Annotated in this window: 21 protein-coding genes; 7 read left to right on the plus strand and 14 right to left on the minus strand. The window is 74.0% G+C overall.

Annotated features, from left to right (window positions below):
- Positions 1-62: 62 nt before the first annotated feature.
- Positions 63-941 carry a LysR family transcriptional regulator ArgP gene (locus tag AB5J73_RS31615; RefSeq protein WP_370962327.1) on the minus strand — a complete coding sequence of 293 codons (879 nt, stop codon included), beginning with the start codon at positions 939-941 and terminating at the stop codon, positions 63-65.
- Between the two features lie 66 nt (positions 942-1,007).
- Between AB5J73_RS31615 and AB5J73_RS31620 the strand changes: the two genes are divergently transcribed.
- Positions 1,008-1,610 carry a LysE/ArgO family amino acid transporter gene (locus AB5J73_RS31620; protein ID WP_370962329.1) on the plus strand — a complete coding sequence of 201 codons (603 nt, stop codon included), beginning with the start codon at positions 1,008-1,010 and terminating at the stop codon, positions 1,608-1,610.
- Position 1,611: 1 nt separating this feature from the next.
- Here the strand turns inward: AB5J73_RS31620 and AB5J73_RS31625 are convergent, their stop codons facing one another.
- The 3 genes from AB5J73_RS31625 to AB5J73_RS31635 all read right to left on the minus strand — a co-directional run bounded on the left by AB5J73_RS31625 (position 1,612) and on the right by AB5J73_RS31635 (position 3,412).
- Positions 1,612-2,100 carry a methylated-DNA--[protein]-cysteine S-methyltransferase gene (locus tag AB5J73_RS31625; protein WP_370962330.1) on the minus strand — a complete coding sequence of 163 codons (489 nt, stop codon included), beginning with the start codon at positions 2,098-2,100 and terminating at the stop codon, positions 1,612-1,614.
- The gene (locus tag AB5J73_RS31630; RefSeq protein WP_370962331.1) at positions 2,100-2,450 is read right to left on the minus strand and encodes a hypothetical protein; all 351 of its coding nucleotides are present in this window, start codon (positions 2,448-2,450) and stop codon (positions 2,100-2,102) included. Before AB5J73_RS31630 ends, AB5J73_RS31625 begins: the two co-directional genes overlap by 1 nt.
- 248 nt (positions 2,451-2,698) lie before the next feature.
- Positions 2,699-3,412: a 2OG-Fe(II) oxygenase gene (locus AB5J73_RS31635; RefSeq protein ID WP_370962332.1), complete on the minus strand. Its 714-nt coding sequence runs from the start codon at positions 3,410-3,412 to the stop codon at positions 2,699-2,701.
- Positions 3,413-3,489: 77 nt separating this feature from the next.
- On the opposite strand from AB5J73_RS31635, the gene AB5J73_RS31640 reads away from it, so the two are divergent.
- Positions 3,490-4,143: a Pr6Pr family membrane protein gene (locus AB5J73_RS31640; RefSeq protein ID WP_370962333.1), complete on the plus strand. Its 654-nt coding sequence runs from the start codon at positions 3,490-3,492 to the stop codon at positions 4,141-4,143.
- On the opposite strand, the gene AB5J73_RS31645 is transcribed toward AB5J73_RS31640, so the two are convergent.
- The 4 genes from AB5J73_RS31645 to AB5J73_RS31660 are packed head-to-tail and all read right to left on the minus strand — an operon-like array spanning position 4,124 to position 6,497.
- The gene (locus tag AB5J73_RS31645) at positions 4,124-4,717 is read right to left on the minus strand and encodes a methylated-DNA--[protein]-cysteine S-methyltransferase (RefSeq protein WP_370962334.1); all 594 of its coding nucleotides are present in this window, start codon (positions 4,715-4,717) and stop codon (positions 4,124-4,126) included. The two genes, AB5J73_RS31640 and AB5J73_RS31645, sit on opposite strands and share 20 nt — an antisense overlap.
- Positions 4,714-5,190: an RNA polymerase sigma factor gene (locus AB5J73_RS31650; protein ID WP_370962336.1), complete on the minus strand. Its 477-nt coding sequence runs from the start codon at positions 5,188-5,190 to the stop codon at positions 4,714-4,716. Before AB5J73_RS31650 ends, AB5J73_RS31645 begins: the two co-directional genes overlap by 4 nt.
- Positions 5,191-5,225: 35 nt before the next feature.
- Positions 5,226-5,990 (minus strand): putative protein N(5)-glutamine methyltransferase, encoded by a 765-nt coding sequence (locus tag AB5J73_RS31655; protein WP_370962337.1) that lies wholly within the window; start codon positions 5,988-5,990, stop codon positions 5,226-5,228.
- A 12-nt stretch (positions 5,991-6,002) separates the two neighbouring features.
- Positions 6,003-6,497: a L,D-transpeptidase gene (locus tag AB5J73_RS31660; RefSeq protein ID WP_370962338.1), complete on the minus strand. Its 495-nt coding sequence runs from the start codon at positions 6,495-6,497 to the stop codon at positions 6,003-6,005.
- A 138-nt stretch (positions 6,498-6,635) separates the two neighbouring features.
- Here AB5J73_RS31660 and AB5J73_RS31665 point away from each other — a divergent pair, with 138 nt between their 5' ends.
- From AB5J73_RS31665 to AB5J73_RS31680, 4 genes are read left to right on the plus strand one after another with little or no spacing between them, the layout of a single operon-like run.
- Positions 6,636-7,358 (plus strand): transglycosylase SLT domain-containing protein, encoded by a 723-nt coding sequence (locus tag AB5J73_RS31665; protein WP_370962339.1) that lies wholly within the window; start codon positions 6,636-6,638, stop codon positions 7,356-7,358.
- A 1-nt stretch (position 7,359) separates the two neighbouring features.
- A complete protein-coding gene (locus AB5J73_RS31670) occupies positions 7,360-8,358 on the plus strand; it encodes a CHAP domain-containing protein (protein ID WP_370962341.1) in 999 nt (332 codons plus the stop codon).
- On the plus strand, positions 8,355-8,609 hold the full coding sequence (locus AB5J73_RS31675) for a YbaB/EbfC family DNA-binding protein (RefSeq protein ID WP_370962342.1): 255 nt from the start codon (positions 8,355-8,357) through the stop codon (positions 8,607-8,609). Before AB5J73_RS31670 ends, AB5J73_RS31675 begins: the two co-directional genes overlap by 4 nt.
- Positions 8,606-9,016: a hypothetical protein gene (locus tag AB5J73_RS31680; RefSeq protein ID WP_370962343.1), complete on the plus strand. Its 411-nt coding sequence runs from the start codon at positions 8,606-8,608 to the stop codon at positions 9,014-9,016. The genes AB5J73_RS31675 and AB5J73_RS31680 overlap by 4 nt, the downstream gene beginning before the upstream one ends.
- Before the next feature lie 114 nt (positions 9,017-9,130).
- Here the strand turns inward: AB5J73_RS31680 and AB5J73_RS31685 are convergent, their stop codons facing one another.
- Positions 9,131-9,904 carry an ESX secretion-associated protein EspG gene (locus AB5J73_RS31685; protein ID WP_370962344.1) on the minus strand — a complete coding sequence of 258 codons (774 nt, stop codon included), beginning with the start codon at positions 9,902-9,904 and terminating at the stop codon, positions 9,131-9,133.
- Positions 9,905-9,952: 48 nt separating this feature from the next.
- Here AB5J73_RS31685 and AB5J73_RS31690 point away from each other — a divergent pair, with 48 nt between their 5' ends.
- On the plus strand, positions 9,953-10,747 hold the full coding sequence (locus AB5J73_RS31690; RefSeq protein WP_370962345.1) for a helix-turn-helix transcriptional regulator: 795 nt from the start codon (positions 9,953-9,955) through the stop codon (positions 10,745-10,747).
- On the opposite strand, the gene AB5J73_RS31695 is transcribed toward AB5J73_RS31690, so the two are convergent.
- The 5 genes from AB5J73_RS31695 to AB5J73_RS31715 all read right to left on the minus strand — a co-directional run bounded on the left by AB5J73_RS31695 (position 10,659) and on the right by AB5J73_RS31715 (position 13,908).
- Positions 10,659-11,255: a hypothetical protein gene (locus AB5J73_RS31695; RefSeq protein WP_370962346.1), complete on the minus strand. Its 597-nt coding sequence runs from the start codon at positions 11,253-11,255 to the stop codon at positions 10,659-10,661. The two genes, AB5J73_RS31690 and AB5J73_RS31695, sit on opposite strands and share 89 nt — an antisense overlap.
- A complete protein-coding gene (locus tag AB5J73_RS31700) occupies positions 11,252-11,944 on the minus strand; it encodes a hypothetical protein (protein WP_370962347.1) in 693 nt (230 codons plus the stop codon). Before AB5J73_RS31700 ends, AB5J73_RS31695 begins: the two co-directional genes overlap by 4 nt.
- 80 nt (positions 11,945-12,024) lie before the next feature.
- A complete protein-coding gene (locus tag AB5J73_RS31705) occupies positions 12,025-12,309 on the minus strand; it encodes a hypothetical protein (RefSeq protein ID WP_370962348.1) in 285 nt (94 codons plus the stop codon).
- On the minus strand, positions 12,306-13,451 hold the full coding sequence (locus tag AB5J73_RS31710; RefSeq protein ID WP_370962350.1) for a PPE domain-containing protein: 1,146 nt from the start codon (positions 13,449-13,451) through the stop codon (positions 12,306-12,308). Before AB5J73_RS31710 ends, AB5J73_RS31705 begins: the two co-directional genes overlap by 4 nt.
- Positions 13,444-13,908, minus strand: a complete 465-nt coding sequence (locus AB5J73_RS31715; RefSeq protein WP_370962351.1) for a hypothetical protein — start codon at positions 13,906-13,908, stop codon at positions 13,444-13,446. The genes AB5J73_RS31710 and AB5J73_RS31715 overlap by 8 nt, the downstream gene beginning before the upstream one ends.
- Between the last annotated feature and the right edge of the window lie 3 nt (positions 13,909-13,911).

The following is a 13,911-nucleotide window of genomic DNA, read 5'->3' on the forward strand; positions in this document are numbered from 1 at the left end:
AGACGGTGCTCAGCCCGGCGAAGTCCACGGGAGGTGCACGGGCCCGCGCGCGCTTCCCCGGGTCAGCGAAGGGATTCCCGCGCGCCCCGGGCCACGGCCTCCGCCACCGCGGCCAGTGCGGTCGAGTCCAGCTTCCACTGCTGCCAGTGCAGCGGCACGTCGAGCGGCCGGTCCGGGGCCAGGTCCACGAGCACCTCGTCGCGGGCGGCGGCCTGGATCTCGGGCACCATGCCCCAGCCGAGCCCCGCGGCCACCGCGTCCACGAAGGATTGCGAGGCCGGGATGTGGTGGCGGACCAGCGTGAAGCTCCGGCGGCGCGTCAGGCTGCGGAGGAAGCGGTCCTGGAGGTCGTCCTTGCGGTCGAACACGATGACCGGGGCGGCGGGGAGGGATTCCGGTAGGGGCGCGGCCGACAGCCACTTGGCGACGAACGCTGGCGTCGCCATCGCCCGGTAGCGCATCCGGCCCAGGCGGACCGACGTGCAGCCCTGGATCGGTTGCGGCGCGGCCGTTACCGCGGCCATGACCAGGCCTTCGCGGAGCAGGGCCGCGGTGTGGTCCTGGTCTTCGCGCTGGAGGTCGAAGCAGATGCTGTCGGGGACCTCGGCGAGGGCCGGCAGGAACCAGGTGGCCAGCGAGTCGGCGTTCACCGCGATCGAGAGCGAGCGGACGGACGAGCCGAGGCCGAGCTCGGACAGGGCGTCCTGCTCCAGCTGGGCCAGGGAGCGCGCGAAGCGGATCAAGACCTGGCCGGAGGAGGTCAGCTGGATGGGCTTCGTGCGCAGGAGCAGGACCCGGCCGGTGCGCTGCTCCAAGGACTTGATGCGCTGGCTGACCGCCGACGGGGTCACGTGCAGGACCGCCGCCGCGGCGTCGAAGCTTTGCTCGTCCACTACTGCCAGGAGGGTCCGGACCTGGTCGAGCGGGAGGTCTGACATCACGAGTGCTAATGTTACGTAAGAATCTTTAGCTGGAGTAATCCCGGAGGACGGTCATACCGTAACGGTGTGTTCACGCTCCTTCTGGCCGGGTTCGGGACCGGGCTGTCGCTCATCGTCGCCATCGGCTCGCAGAACGCCTTTCTCCTGCAGCAAGGCCTCCGCGGGGGTGCGGTGGCGCCGCTCGTCGTCATCTGCGCCGTGTCCGATCTGGTGCTGATCGGGCTGGGGGTCAGCGGGATCGGGGCCGTGCTGGAACGGTGGCCCACCGCCATCGGCGTCATCGCCGTCGGGGGCGGGGTGTTCCTGCTCGGGTACGGCGTCCTCGCGGCACGACGGGCGTTCCGGCCGTCGGTGCTGACGGTCGGGGACGACCGGACGCCGTTGCGGAAAGCCGTCCTGGCTTGTGTGGCCTTCACCTGGCTCAATCCGCACGTCTACCTGGACACCGTCCTCCTGCTCGGCTCGGTCGCGGTCGCCCACGGTGACGGGCGGTGGCTGTTCGGCGTCGGGGCCGGGATCGCCAGCGCCGTCTGGTTCAGCGCGCTCGGGTTCGGGGCCAAGCGGCTGGCCGGGGTGTTCGCCAAGCCCGTCGCGTGGCGCGTGCTGGACGTCGTGATCGCCGTGACCATGACCGGGCTCGGCCTGACCATGCTGCTCGGCCGCGTCTGAATCACCAGAGCTCGCCGCGTTCGGACGCCGGTGGGCGTTCCAGTTCCAGGAGGTACTCCTTTCGCTTGAGGCCGCCCGCGTACCCCGTCAGCTTGCCGTTCTTGCCGACGACCCGGTGGCACGCGACGAGGATGCTCAGCGGGTTGCGGCCCACCGCCGCGCCGACCTCGTGGGGGAGACCGCCGACGGCCCGGGCCAGGTCGCCGTACGTCGCCGTTGCGCCGTAAGGGATCTTGGCGATCTCCGCCCAGACCGCGCGGTCGGCGGCGGGGCCGGTCGCCTGCGCCGGGACGTCGAACGTCGTGCGCTGGCCGGCGAAGTACTCCTTGAGCTGGCGGACGGCTTCGGGGAACGCGGTGTCGTCGCGTGGGCCGAACGTGGTGCGGTCCGGGCGGGTCCAGTGGTTCGGGAAGTACACGCCCGTGACGGTGTCGCCGGTGCCGACCAGGGTCAGCGGGCCGATCGGGGAATCGAGTTCGAGGTGCTTCATCAGGTCTCCCAGGTTGTGCCGTCCGGCCGGGTGCCGCGCAGGCCGGGCAGCGGGAAGTCGGTCAGTGCGGCGGTGGTGACCGTCCGATGTGGACTCCAGGACGTCGAGAGCCGGAGCCGTCGCGCCATTCCGGCCCAGCCCGCCGGGGTGGCGCTGACCACCCAGAGGTCCGGGTCCGGGGCGGCGAAGCGGCGGGCTTGGCGTAGCCACGACGCCGCTGTTTCCGGCCAGGTCACTGTGGCCAGGACCAGGGCGCCCCACGCCGAGGCGATGCGGGCGCCGCCGGCTCGGGAGACCGGGTCGGCCGCGGTGCCGATCACGATGTGACGGGCGGGGCCGATCAGGCTCACGAGTGCTTCGAGTTCGGCGCTGGTTATGCCCCCGTTCGGCAGGTGGGGCCGAGCGGGCCGCGGTGGCTCGGGTGTGGTGCTTGTGCTGTGTCGTGGGGTGGTGGGCTGGGTGGGTGGTGGCTGGGGTGTGGTGCTCGGGTCGTGTCGTGGGGTGGCGGGTTGAGTGGGTGGTGGCTCGGGTGTGGTGCTCGCGCTGTGCCGTGAAGTGGTGGGCTGGGTGGGGGCCGGTGGCCCGGGTTCGTGGCCTCTCATGCGGCGTCGTGGAAGACCAGGCCCAGCGTGTGGCGGCGGCCGGTGCGGACCGCCGATACGCCGTGGCGGACCGGGGCGGCCGACCAGCCGCGGGCTGAGCGGACCGGGCGGTCGCGGGTGGTGAACACCAGGCCGTGGCCCTGGGGGATCAGTGTCGCCGTGCCGCGGGACTGGGCTCGCGGTCGTTGCTCCACCAACAGGAACTCGCCGCCCGTGTGGTCGGTGCCCGGGTCGTTCAGGTTGATCACCACCTGCAGCGGGAACACCTTGTCGCCGTAGAGGTCCCGGTGCAAGGCGTTCCAGCCGCCGGTTTCGTAGCGCAGCAGGATCGGTGTCGGGCGCTGCTGACCCGCCGCGTGGCAGATCGCCAGCCATTCGTCCAATGTGGGAGGCCACTCCGCTTCGCGGCAGAGCCGCGCGAACCAGTCCTGGGCGATCGGGAGCAGCCTCGGGTAGAGCGCCTGGCGCAGCCGCTGCACCGGTTCCGGGAAAGGCGCGGCGAAGTAGTGGTAGTCGCCGTTGTCCCCGAAGCGGTGACGGCGCAGGTTCACCGTCGCCCGGAAGTGCGCCGGCTCGTCCCAGAGCGCAACCAGCTCCGCGCATTCCGCCGGGGTGAGCAGGCGGGGCAGGAGCGCGCAGCCGTAGTCGTCGACCTCCGCCGCCACCGCGGGCCAGTCCGCCGCGGCGACACGCTGTTCGAAAGTGGTCATACCCAGTAGACGTCCCGGCCGGGTGAAACGTGAGATCGGCCCGGCGAAAAGATTCGGGCCGCACTAGCGTTCCGGCCATGATCGCCCAGGCGTCGAGGTGGTGGCACGGCGCCATCGCCGCAGTCATCTTCGCGTCGCTGGTCATCCAGCTCGCCCTGCTCTTCACCGGTGGCGCGGACGCCAACTCCGGCCAGGCCGGGACGTCGCTGAGCATCGGAGTGCGGCTGTGGCGGCTGTTCAGCTACTTCACGATCGAGAGCAACCTGTTCGTGCTCGCCGTCGCGATCGTGCTGACGGTGCGGCCGCTCGCCGACGGCCGCGTCTGGCGAGTCGTCCGGCTGGACTCGCTGCTCGGCATCCTCATCACCGGGCTCGTGTACGCGATCGTCCTCGCCCCGCAGGTACACCTGACCGGCGCGGCCCTGGTCGCCACGATCGGGCTCCACTACGTCTCGCCGTGGGCGGCGGTGCCGGCCTGGCTGCTGTTCGGCCCCCGGCCGCGGCTGACCTGGGGCACCGTCGCCTGGGCTTTCGCCTGGCCGCTGCTGTGGCTGGGCTACATCTTCGTCCAGGGCGCGTTCACGCACTGGTACCCGTACCCGTTCCTCGACGCGGGGAAGCTCGGGCTCGGGACCGCGGTGCGCAACGCGCTCCTGGTCGTCGTCATCGCCGTGGTGTTCGCGGCGCTGTTCAAGCTGCTCGACCGGAAGCTCAAGCCGCTTCCATCGTGAGCAGCACCCGTTTCGCTTCCTCGCCGCCGGCGTACTGGCCGTACGAGCCGTCGGAGCGGACGACGCGGTGGCACGGCACCACCACCGGCAGCGGGTTCAGCGCGCACGCCGTGCCGACCGCGCGGACCGCCTTCGGGCTGCCCGCGGCCGCGGCGACCTGGGCGTAGCTTTCGGTGTGGCCGTAGGAGATCTCCGGCAGGTGCTCCAGCACGGACAGGCGGAACCCGCGGGCCAGGCGGAAGTCGAGTGCGACGTCGAAGGTGTGCCGTCCGCCGGTGAAGTACTCGTCGAGCTGGCGGACGACCGGGTCGAGCCGGGCCGGGGCGCGGAGGATCCGGGGGCTGATGATCGCGGCCAGCTCGGCCAGCACCGCGTCGTGGTCCTGGCGGTCGAACGCCACCTTGACCAGGCCCTGCTTCGTCGCGGCCAGCAGCAGGGAGCCGACCGGGGTGTCGAGGGTCCGGTAGGCGACGTCCAGCAGGCCTTCGCGGTCGGCGGCGGCGGCGAGCTTCTCGTGCATGGGGTTCGGGTCGAGCTCGAAGAGCTCCGGAGCAGCGAAGAAGATGTCCGTCATGAGTGCGCTCCTTCCAAGGGGTAAGTGGCCCGCAGCGCCTTCACGCCGTCGGCGGCGGCCCGGCGTGCGGCGTCCGTCGTGCCGCCGGTGATCTCCGCGATTTCGCGGTACGGCAGCCCGGCCAGGTAGTGGTAGGCGACGGCGAGGCGTTGCTTGTGCGGCAACCGCGCCAGCGCGTCCCACAGATCGCCGGTGAACGTCTCCGCGCGGCCCGGCCGGTCCGGGATTTCGCCGACCGGGAGCGGGCGGCGGGCTTGCGCGCGGGTGACGTCGACGGCCTTGCGGTGCGCGATCGTGACGAGCCACGCCTGGACGTTCGCCTCCGCCGGCAGCTCCGGGTACGCCTTCAACGCCGACAGGAAGGTCTCCGACCAGGCGTCTTCGGCGTCGGCGGGGCCGAGCACGGCCCGGCAGACGCGGAGCACCATCGGCCCGTGCTCGGCCACGATCTGCTCGAACGGTTTCACGATCACACCTTGAAGACGTCCGGGGCCGCCGGAACGTGAGGTCACACCTTCGGGGTACCGGTGACGACGGTCGCGCCCAGCTCGTCGGAGGAGTGCACCTCCGGCGTCAGCCCGGCCGCCGTGAAGACTCCGGCCAGCACCGGCGCCTGCCGTTCGCTCGATTCCACCACCACCGTGCCGCCCGGCGCCAGCCAGCGCGGGGCGCCGGAAGCGACCCGGCGGGCGAGGTCGAGGCCGTCCGAGCCCCCGTCGAGGGCGACGAGCGGCTCGTGCAGCCGCGCTTCGGGGGGCATGGTCGAGACGGCGGCCGAGGGCACGTAGGGGACGTTCGCCAGCAGGACGTCGACCCGCCCGCGCAGCGACGGCGGCAGCGCGTCGTAGAGATCGCCCTGGTGGACGAGCGCGCCCGGCAGGTTCTCGCGGGCACAGGCGACGGCCGCGGGCTCGACGTCGGCGGCGTGCAGCTCTCGCGGCCGCAGCGCCGCCGTGAACGCCGCGCCGAGCGCCCCGGAGCCGCAGCACAGGTCGAGCACCACCGGGTCCGGCGGGGCGAGCGAGACGGCGACGTCGACGAGGAACTCGGTGCGGTGCCGGGGCACGAACACCCCGGGCCGCACGCGGACGCGCAGGCCGTGGAACTCCGCCCAGCCCAGCAGGTGTTCCAGGGGCAGCCCGGCGACCCGGCGCGCCACGAGCGCCTCGAGCTCGGCCGGCGTCGCGGCGGCGCCGACGAGCAGCGCGGCCTCGTCCTCGGCGAACACACAGCCGGCGGCGCGCAAGCGGGAGATGACGGATGAAGTGTCCACCGGGGACGGACCCTACCGGACCTCCACCGTGTCCCCGACGTTCAGGCCGTCGAAGAACGCGGCCGAATCGGCGTCGGAGAGGTGCACGCAGCCGTGCGAAGGCGCGTCGAGCGGTCCCGCGTGGAAGGCGATCCCGCCCGCGGCGAAGAACACCGAGTTGGGCATGTCGGTGCCGTAGTCGCCGCTGCGGTGCTCGCGGTCCTTCCACACGACGTGGAACGACCCGGCCGGCGTCGCCTGCTCGGGTGGGCCGAACCCGGCCGGGACCGGGCCGCGCACCACGTGGCCGTCCCGCAGCAGCCAGGCCAGCCGCTGCGTCAGGCTGACGCAGGCCCCGGTCGTGACGGCGCACGGCGGCGCGGGCGGTGGCGGCGTCGTGGTGGGGGTGGTCGTCCGGGGCAGCGGCACGGGCTCGGCGATCGGGCTCGGCGTCGTCGTGCGCGGTACCGAACAGGCCGCCGTGACCAGCGTCAACCCCAGCAGGGTCAGCACCCCGGTGCCGCGCATCCGCCATCCCCTCGTCGAAGGTCCTCCCGGGAGCAGTACGGCTGAACGGCCCCGGAGGTTGCGCCGGGCGTGCACGCGGGTTGTCCCAGCGTGCAGCGCGGCTACCGCGGCGGGTACCCGGGCGGTCAAGGTCGAACCATGACCAAGCTGAGCGCCGAGCAGATCGCCCGGCACGCCTACGCGGCCGGGTTCCGGGGACAGGGCCTGACCACCGCGGTGGCGGTCGCGCTGGCCGAGTCCGGCGGGCGGACCACCGCGCACAACGCCACCCCGCCGGACAGCTCCTACGGGCTGTGGCAGATCAACATGCTGGGCGCGCTGGGGCCCGAGCGGCGTCACCAGTACCACCTGAAGTCGAACGACCAGCTGTTCGACCCGGCCACCAACGCCCGTGTCGCCAACAGCATCTCGAGCGACGGTCGCGACTTCACGCCCTGGTCGACGTACACGAACGGCGCCTACAAGGACCACCTCACCGCCGCGCGCAAGGCCGCGAAGGACGTCACCGGGCACCACGGCGAACCGCACGCGCAGACCGGCGGCGGGGCGCTGAAGGTGGACGACGAGGTGCTGCACGGCTACGTGCGGCGCACCCGGCACGTCGCCGACGCGCTGGGTGGCGCGACCGGGCAGCTGCGGGACGTCCGGGACATCGCCGAGGACAGCTTCGGCCGGATCGGCAAGGAGTCGGGGTTCGCCGGCGCGCTGGCCGGCTTCGGGCTGGCGCTGCAGCGGCAGGTCAAGGGCGTCGGCACGCACGCCGACCGGCTGGCCACAGCCGCGCAGAAGGCCGCCAAGACCTACCGCGACCACGAGACGGCCACCGCGGCCGCGCTGAACGACCACGCCCGACGGAGCTGACATGGACACCGCCGCACTCGCGCGCTCCTTCGCGAAGGACCTCATCGCGCACCGGAACAAGCTCGCCGGCAAGGCCGAAGACGCCGTCCGCGCCGAATTCGCCCTGCACCAGGTCGCCACCGCGCTGGACGACCAGCACGACGCCTACCACAAGGAAAGCACCGCGGTCCTCGGCCACTGGCACGGGCACGGCGCCGACGGGTTCCGCCACACCAGCGCGAAACTGACTAAGGAACTGAAGATCACGGGTGCGGCCGGTGCCGCGGCGGAGAAGGTCGTCGCGCACGTGGCGTCCACAGTGGACAGCGGGCACACCGCCGTGCAGCGGCTGGTCGACGAGTACACCACCAAGGCGAAGCAGGTCCTCGACGCCGGTGCCGCCACCGGGACGCAGGCCGCGCTGATGCGGGCCGTCGGGCACGTCGCGGACCTGGCGCCGCACTACACGCGGCAGTCCGCCACGACCCTGCGGCACGTCCACGCCGAGCTCGAAGCGGCGGCGAAGAAGCTGAACGAGCTGCGGAAGGACCTCACCCACGACCACGTGGGGGACAAGACGACGCACGCGAGCCACGTTTCCGGGCGGGGCAAGGAGATCGTGCACGCCGCGCGCAAGGAGCTCGGCACGCGCGAGAACCCACCGGGCAGCAACCGCAACCCGTACGGGCCGACCGCCGCGTGGTGCTCGTCGTTCGCCACCGCGATGTGGCGGAAGGCCGGGGTGAAGATCCCGGTGCTGCCGTTCAGCGGCGACGTCTTCCACTGGGGACAGGCCAATGGGCACGCGTACGGCAAGCGTTCGCTGCACGAGGCGCGGCCGGGGGACGTGCTGATCTTCGGCACCGGGCCGCAGAACACGTCGACGAGCACGCACATCGGCATCGTCGAGAAGGTGGAAGGCAACAAGGTCACGATGATCGAGGGCAACTCCGGGGACGCCGTCCGCCGGAACACGCACACGCTCTCGGCGTCGACGTTCTACGGAGGGGTCCACCCGTGATCACCGGAAAAGCCGCCGACCGCACGGTCGCCGTGGAGGTCGCGCCCGGCGGGGCGCTGCAGGAGCTGACCCTGGAGGCCGCGGCGCTGCGGCTGGAACCGGACGAGCTGGCGCGCCGCATCCTGCTGCTGACGGCGGCGGCCGCGGCCCGCGCGACGGCTTCGCTGTGGCACAGCGTCGACGGGCTCGGGTTGCCCGCGGCGGGGGAGGCGGCGGAAGCGACGACACCGGAAAGCTGGCGGGCGCAGTGAGCGGGGAACGGACGACGGTGGAGCTGATCGAGGACGCCTTCGCGGAGCCCGGCCCGGGTTACGGCGCCCGGCTGGCGGCGATCCGGGCCGAGGCGGCGGCGGACGGGGTGGCGCTGGCGGTGGACCTGCACGGGGCGCTGGTGGAGCTGCGGTTCGAGCGGTGGGCGCTGAACCTCGCGCCGGGCGAGCTGGCGGGGGTGATCCGGCGGCTGGCGGCGGAGGCGGGCGTGGCGGCTCTGCGGCAAGGGCGGGAGTTGCTGGGGGAGTTGCTGCCCGAGGACGCGGCGGGCGTGGACGGGCCGCGGATCGGGGCTCGGCCGGTGGACGAGCCGCTGACCGTCGGACCGGTCATCCGGCCGCGACCGGAAGCCGAGGACGACTTCACGCCGGTCACCTGGGCGACGTGACCCGGGTCGGTTCCGAGCGCCCCAATGTGGCGTTGGGTGCGTCTGGCGCACCGAACGCCACATTGGGTGCGTTCTCCAGGCTCGACGACGGGGCCCGGCGAGGGGATCGGCGGCTCAGGTGGTTGCGTCGAGCATGCGGTTCAGGCGGTCCGCGAGCCACGCGCTGTCCGCCGGGGTCACCATCACCCACGGCTCGCCGCCCGCGTTCTCCGGGGTCACCGCGTAGCGGCCCGCCGCCGTGTCGAACCAGGCCAGGACCGGTGCTCGGCCCGCCGGGCCGGTCGCTCCCAGCTGGCCGGCCGCATAGCGCTCCGAAGTCGCCAGTGTCGCCAGCGGCCGGACCGCGCGGCCCGTCACGCCCGATGACGCCAGTGCCCGCTCGAAGGCGTCGTAACCGCTGCGGGCGTACGCGTCCATCGCGGCCGTGTACGCCGCGCGGGGGAGGCGCAGCTGGTCGCCCGGGCCCGAGGGCTGCTCGCCCAGCATCCGCACCACCGCGGGCACCAGGCCGGCCGGGCGCACCGGCTCGAGGACCAGGTCGCGTTCGTCGAGCACGGCGAGCACGCCCGCCGCGTCGCGGGCCGCCGCCAGCAGCCGCCACGGCGCTTCGCCCAGGACCAGCGCGTCGACGCTCAGCGACGGCGAGCCCAGCACCGTGAACAGGTCCGCCAGCTCCGGGGCGACGTCGTCGCCGTCGGTGAGGCCGGCTTCGGCGAGGCTCGCGAACACGCCGACGCCCAGGTCGTCGCGCTCGGCCTGGGTGCGGCCGTGTGCGGCCACGTCGAACGGGTGCGGTGGCGGCCCGCCCGGGCCCAGGTCCGCCCAGAGGAGATCGAATTCGAGATGCGACAGGACTACCCCCGCCGTCGTCGTGGTGCGGCGCGCCACGGTCCCCCTTCCCGTCGTGGGCGGCCGCCGTCGGGCACGATGGTGCCGATGGCCGAGCCGTACCCGGTGGACGTACCCGCGAGCGGGTACCTCGTCGTCCGCGCTTCGGGCGCGGCGGCGGCGCGGGCGGCGATCCTCGGCGGCGCCGCCGGTGCCCCCGAAGACATCCAGCTGGTGCTCCGCTGCCCCGTGCCGCGGGCGGTCGCCGAGTCCGGCGCGAAGCTGACCTTCGCCGACGCGACGCTGCACCTGCTGCCGTCCGGGCGCGGGGTCGTCATGCTGACGGTCGCGGCGGCGAAGCTGTCGATCTCGTTCGCCGAGCTGCGGCCGCTGATGTTCCGGCCGGTCGAGGTGGACGCGCCGCTGCGGGCGCTGTTCGCGAGCGCGGTGGCGCACGTGCTGGCGGCCGGGCCCCGGCTCGACCCGCACGGGCTGGCCCACCACCTGCTGGGCCTGGCCGAACTGGTGCTGCGCAGCGCGCTGCGCGTCGAGCTCGACCGCGTCGACGCGCTCGCGGCCCGGCGGCGCGAGGCGCTCGAGTACATGCGCGCCCACCTCGCCGACCCGTCGCTGACCGCGGACAAGATCGCCGAAGCGCTGTACATCTCGCGGCGCCGGCTGTACCAGCTGTTCGACGACGGCCAAGGCGTTTCCGAACGGCTCAAGGGCCTGCGGATCGAGCGTGCGAAGGCGGTGCTGGCGGACCCGGCGAAGGCGGGCCGCGGGATCGCGGAAGTCGCGCGGGACTGCGGGTTCACCAGCGCCCCGCACTTCTCGCGGACCTTCCGCCGGGCGACCGGGACGACCCCGCGCGAATACCGGGAGCGGGCCCTGCGGGGGTGAGGTCGACGCCGGCGACGAGCGTCCCGGCCAGCCCGGCGACCTCGAGCCAGCCCCGGCCGCCGGGGGAGTGCAGGGTGAACACCGCCGCGCGCGGGCGGTCCGGGTCGAGCACGACGGCCTGCAGCTGCGCGCCGGACAGGCCGATCCGCTCGACGATCACCACCGGGTAGCCGCGGCCGGTCCGCGCGCTGCTCACCTCGCGCAGGCCCGGGGTCGTGTCGGCGACGAAGTGCTGCAGGTCCGCGGCTTCCTCGAGCGGGACGTCCACCGGGACGACGCCGGCGATCAGCAGCGCGGGGTCCGCGTCGCGGTGCTCGACCAGCGCCAGCAGCCCCGCCCGCTGCTCGTGGGCGATTTCCGCGGACTGCACGGCGGCCGCTTCGAGGCCGAGGTCGTGGGCGGCGTCGGGGCCGCGCAGGCGCGCCATGAGCGCGTGCAGCTCGGCGGTGGTGCGCTCGACCGAGTCCAGGTTCACCGGGGTGATCCCCGGTACGGCGGGCAGTTTCACCGGCCACCCAGCGCGGCGGCGAACGCGGACACGGCGCCCGGCGGGGGCGGCACCGGCGTGACGGGCGTGCGCGCGACGGTCACGCCCAGCTCGCGCCCGGCGGCCGAGAACGACTCCAGGTGCGTGGCCAGGCCCCGGAAATCGGGTGCGGACGGCAGCGGGGTGCCGTCACCGAGCGCGGCGAGGCGGTCGGCGACGCGGTGCGCTTCGGTGGCGTGGGCGCGTTCGAGGTCGCGGGCTTCGGCGAGCACCCGGCCGAGCTCCTGCCGCCGGTCCGCGAGCCGGGCGCGGGCCGCCGTGAGGTTTCCGGCGCCGGCGGGCGAGAACTGCGCTTCGGTTTCGGCGCGCTCGACGTCGTCTTCGGCGCCGACCACGGCCCGGCGCGCGGCTGCGGCCCGGACGTCGAGGTCTTCGGCGCGGCGGTGGTGGGCGACCAGGGTCCCGGCCCAGCCGTCGAGCACCGCGGCGGCCGCGTCCATGGCGTCCGGCGCGGCGGCGAGCCCGGTCGCGGCCCGGCCGGCGCGCTCGGCCTGGGCCCGCGCCGACGGGCCGGCCCACTCGGGGATTTCGGCGGGCGGCCGGATTTCCCGCAGGCGGGCGGCCGCCTCGGTGCACCGGCGGGCCGCTTCGGCGACGGCGTCGGGGTGGCCGGGGACGGGGTCGAACCCCAGGCCGCGGAAGTCAGTCATCGGTGCGTCCCAGGCGGTCCGCGGCGTCGGCGTTGGCGTCGGGGTGGCCGGGGGTGGGCTCGAACCCGAGGTCGTGGAAGTCAGTCATCGGTGCGTCCCAGCCGGTCCGCCGCGTCGGCGTCGGCGGTGCGGTAGGCCTTCGCCGCGGCTCGCACGCTTTCCGCCGATGCGGCGAAATCGTCGTGCACGTCCCGGAGCCGGCCCGACCACTCGACGGCGAGCGCGGCCAGGGCGCCCGAGACCGCGGGCGGGCCCAGGTCGCCCACGTCGAGGTCGGGCGCCGCGGCCGCGTACTCGCCGGCCGTGTCCGCCAGCTGCCTCGCGAGGGTGTCGAGGGCGGCCGGGTCGGCGTGGAAACCGGTCATTCGCCGAACACCGGCGGGTAGGCGGGCGGGAGGTCGTCGAGCAGGTCGTAGCCCGAGCCGTACTTGTCGCGGTGCTCGGTCTCCTCTTCGCGTCGCGCGCCCTGACCGGGTGGGTACATGCCGTACCCGCCCGCCGTGCCGCGGGCGCCCGCCGAGCCGGGGCCGAAGCCGGGCGTTCCGGTGCCGGGGGCGCGGCCGGCGCCGGCCTGCGCGCCTTCCCCGAGCACGCCGGAGCCGATCAGCCCGGTGAAACCCGGGCCGGACGCGCCCGTCGGCGCGGGTCCGCCCGGTCCGGGCAGGCCGTCCAGCGCGCCCGGCAGCCCGGCCCCGGTGAGGGACGCGGGCAAGGCGGCCGCCGCCGACGTCGTGTCGCCGGGCGAGGAGCCGGGAACCCGCGGGCCGCCGGGCAGGCCGGGTGGTCCGGGCTCGGGTCCGGGGTCCGGGTCCGGTGGGGGCACGGGGACGTGCTGGACCACGTCGCCCGTCGCGCTGACCTGCGGCGCCGTGTCGAACGTCGGGAGGCGGTGGCGGACGTCGTGGCTCGCGCTCTCGTACTGCTCCATCACCCGGACGGCTTCGGCCTTGGCGTCGTCCGCCTGCTTCTTGGTCGGCTGCTTGTCGTCGAGCAGGTCGTCCAGCATGTACGCGCCTTCGGGCCCGTCGAGCCGCTTGACCGCGTAGCCCTCCCGGAACCACTTTTCCGCCCAGTAGTGCACCGGTTCCGGCATGTTCCGCCGCGCTTCGCCGATCGCCGAGGTGTACGCGTCGAGGCCGTCGCCGACGTCGCGGGCGTTCGAGCTCGCCGTGCTCGCCCACTGCGTCAGCCGGCCCACCGAGTCGGCGGCCCGGACCGCGGACGGGCCGCGCCACGACAGCAGCAGGTCCTGCACCAGCTTGTGGACTTCGCCGGTCTCGGCGTCGACGCCCTTGGCCAGCTCGGCCCACCGGTGCGCCTGTTCGCCGAGCTTCGGCGGGTCGGCCGACTGGACCATGTCCCACAGCTCGCGGTGGGCGTAGCTGTCCCAGTGGATCTTGCCGAACGACGCTTCGCGGCCGTTCACCGCCTTCTCCCGGCGGACCCGCCGCGCCTTCGCCTTCTCGCGCGCGGTCGGCCGGTGGTGGCTCGAGTGGAACTCAGGCATCGGCCTCACCCACCTGGAGGACCGCGGCGGCCTCGTCGTCGTTGCGCCGGTGCGTCGTGGCGACGGTGTCGAGCGCCTGCCGCAGCGACGCCAGCTCGGTCAGGTAGGACCGCAGCGTGGCCTGCACGCCGCCGGGGTCGGCGCCGCCCCGCAGGCCGAACGAGCGGCCCATCCAGTGCGCCACCGGGCCGTGGCCGTCGGCCAGCGGGGCGCCCAGCTCGGCGGCCGCGGTGAGGTGGCCGGAAAGTGCCTGGTAGCGCGCGTCGATGGCCGCTTTGGCCCGCTCGACCTCGTCGTAGTCCAGCGCGATGACGTCGGCCTCCGCGACCAGTGCGGCCGAGCCGCCACCCGCCGGCTTCGCGACGTCGGCCGCGGTCTCCCGCGGCTTGTTCGCCGCGAGCTGCTCTTCCTTGCGCAGCTGTTTCCGCGCGTCGGCTTCGTCCCGCACTGTCGCCATGGA

Origin of the sequence: Amycolatopsis sp. cg9 (assembly GCF_041346945.1) — a bacterium.
Taxonomy (GTDB): Bacteria; Actinomycetota; Actinomycetes; order Mycobacteriales; family Pseudonocardiaceae; genus Amycolatopsis.

Coding starts and splice junctions, on each gene's coding strand:
- AB5J73_RS31625 (WP_370962330.1), bottom strand. CDS start 2,100: ATGAAGCACCTCGAACTCGATTCCCCGATCGGCCCGCTGACCCTGGTC.
- AB5J73_RS31635 (WP_370962332.1), bottom strand. CDS start 3,412: ATGACCACTTTCGAACAGCGTGTCGCCGCGGCGGACTGGCCCGCGGTG.
- AB5J73_RS31640 (WP_370962333.1), top strand. CDS start 3,490: ATGATCGCCCAGGCGTCGAGGTGGTGGCACGGCGCCATCGCCGCAGTC.
- AB5J73_RS31645 (WP_370962334.1), bottom strand. CDS start 4,717: ATGACGGACATCTTCTTCGCTGCTCCGGAGCTCTTCGAGCTCGACCCG.
- AB5J73_RS31660 (WP_370962338.1), bottom strand. CDS start 6,497: ATGCGCGGCACCGGGGTGCTGACCCTGCTGGGGTTGACGCTGGTCACG.
- AB5J73_RS31665 (WP_370962339.1), top strand. CDS start 6,636: ATGACCAAGCTGAGCGCCGAGCAGATCGCCCGGCACGCCTACGCGGCC.
- AB5J73_RS31670 (WP_370962341.1), top strand. CDS start 7,360: ATGGACACCGCCGCACTCGCGCGCTCCTTCGCGAAGGACCTCATCGCG.
- AB5J73_RS31690 (WP_370962345.1), top strand. CDS start 9,953: ATGGCCGAGCCGTACCCGGTGGACGTACCCGCGAGCGGGTACCTCGTC.
- AB5J73_RS31700 (WP_370962347.1), bottom strand. CDS start 11,944: ATGACTGACTTCCGCGGCCTGGGGTTCGACCCCGTCCCCGGCCACCCC.
- AB5J73_RS31705 (WP_370962348.1), bottom strand. CDS start 12,309: ATGACCGGTTTCCACGCCGACCCGGCCGCCCTCGACACCCTCGCGAGG.
- AB5J73_RS31710 (WP_370962350.1), bottom strand. CDS start 13,451: ATGCCTGAGTTCCACTCGAGCCACCACCGGCCGACCGCGCGCGAGAAG.
- AB5J73_RS31715 (WP_370962351.1), bottom strand. CDS start 13,908: ATGGCGACAGTGCGGGACGAAGCCGACGCGCGGAAACAGCTGCGCAAG.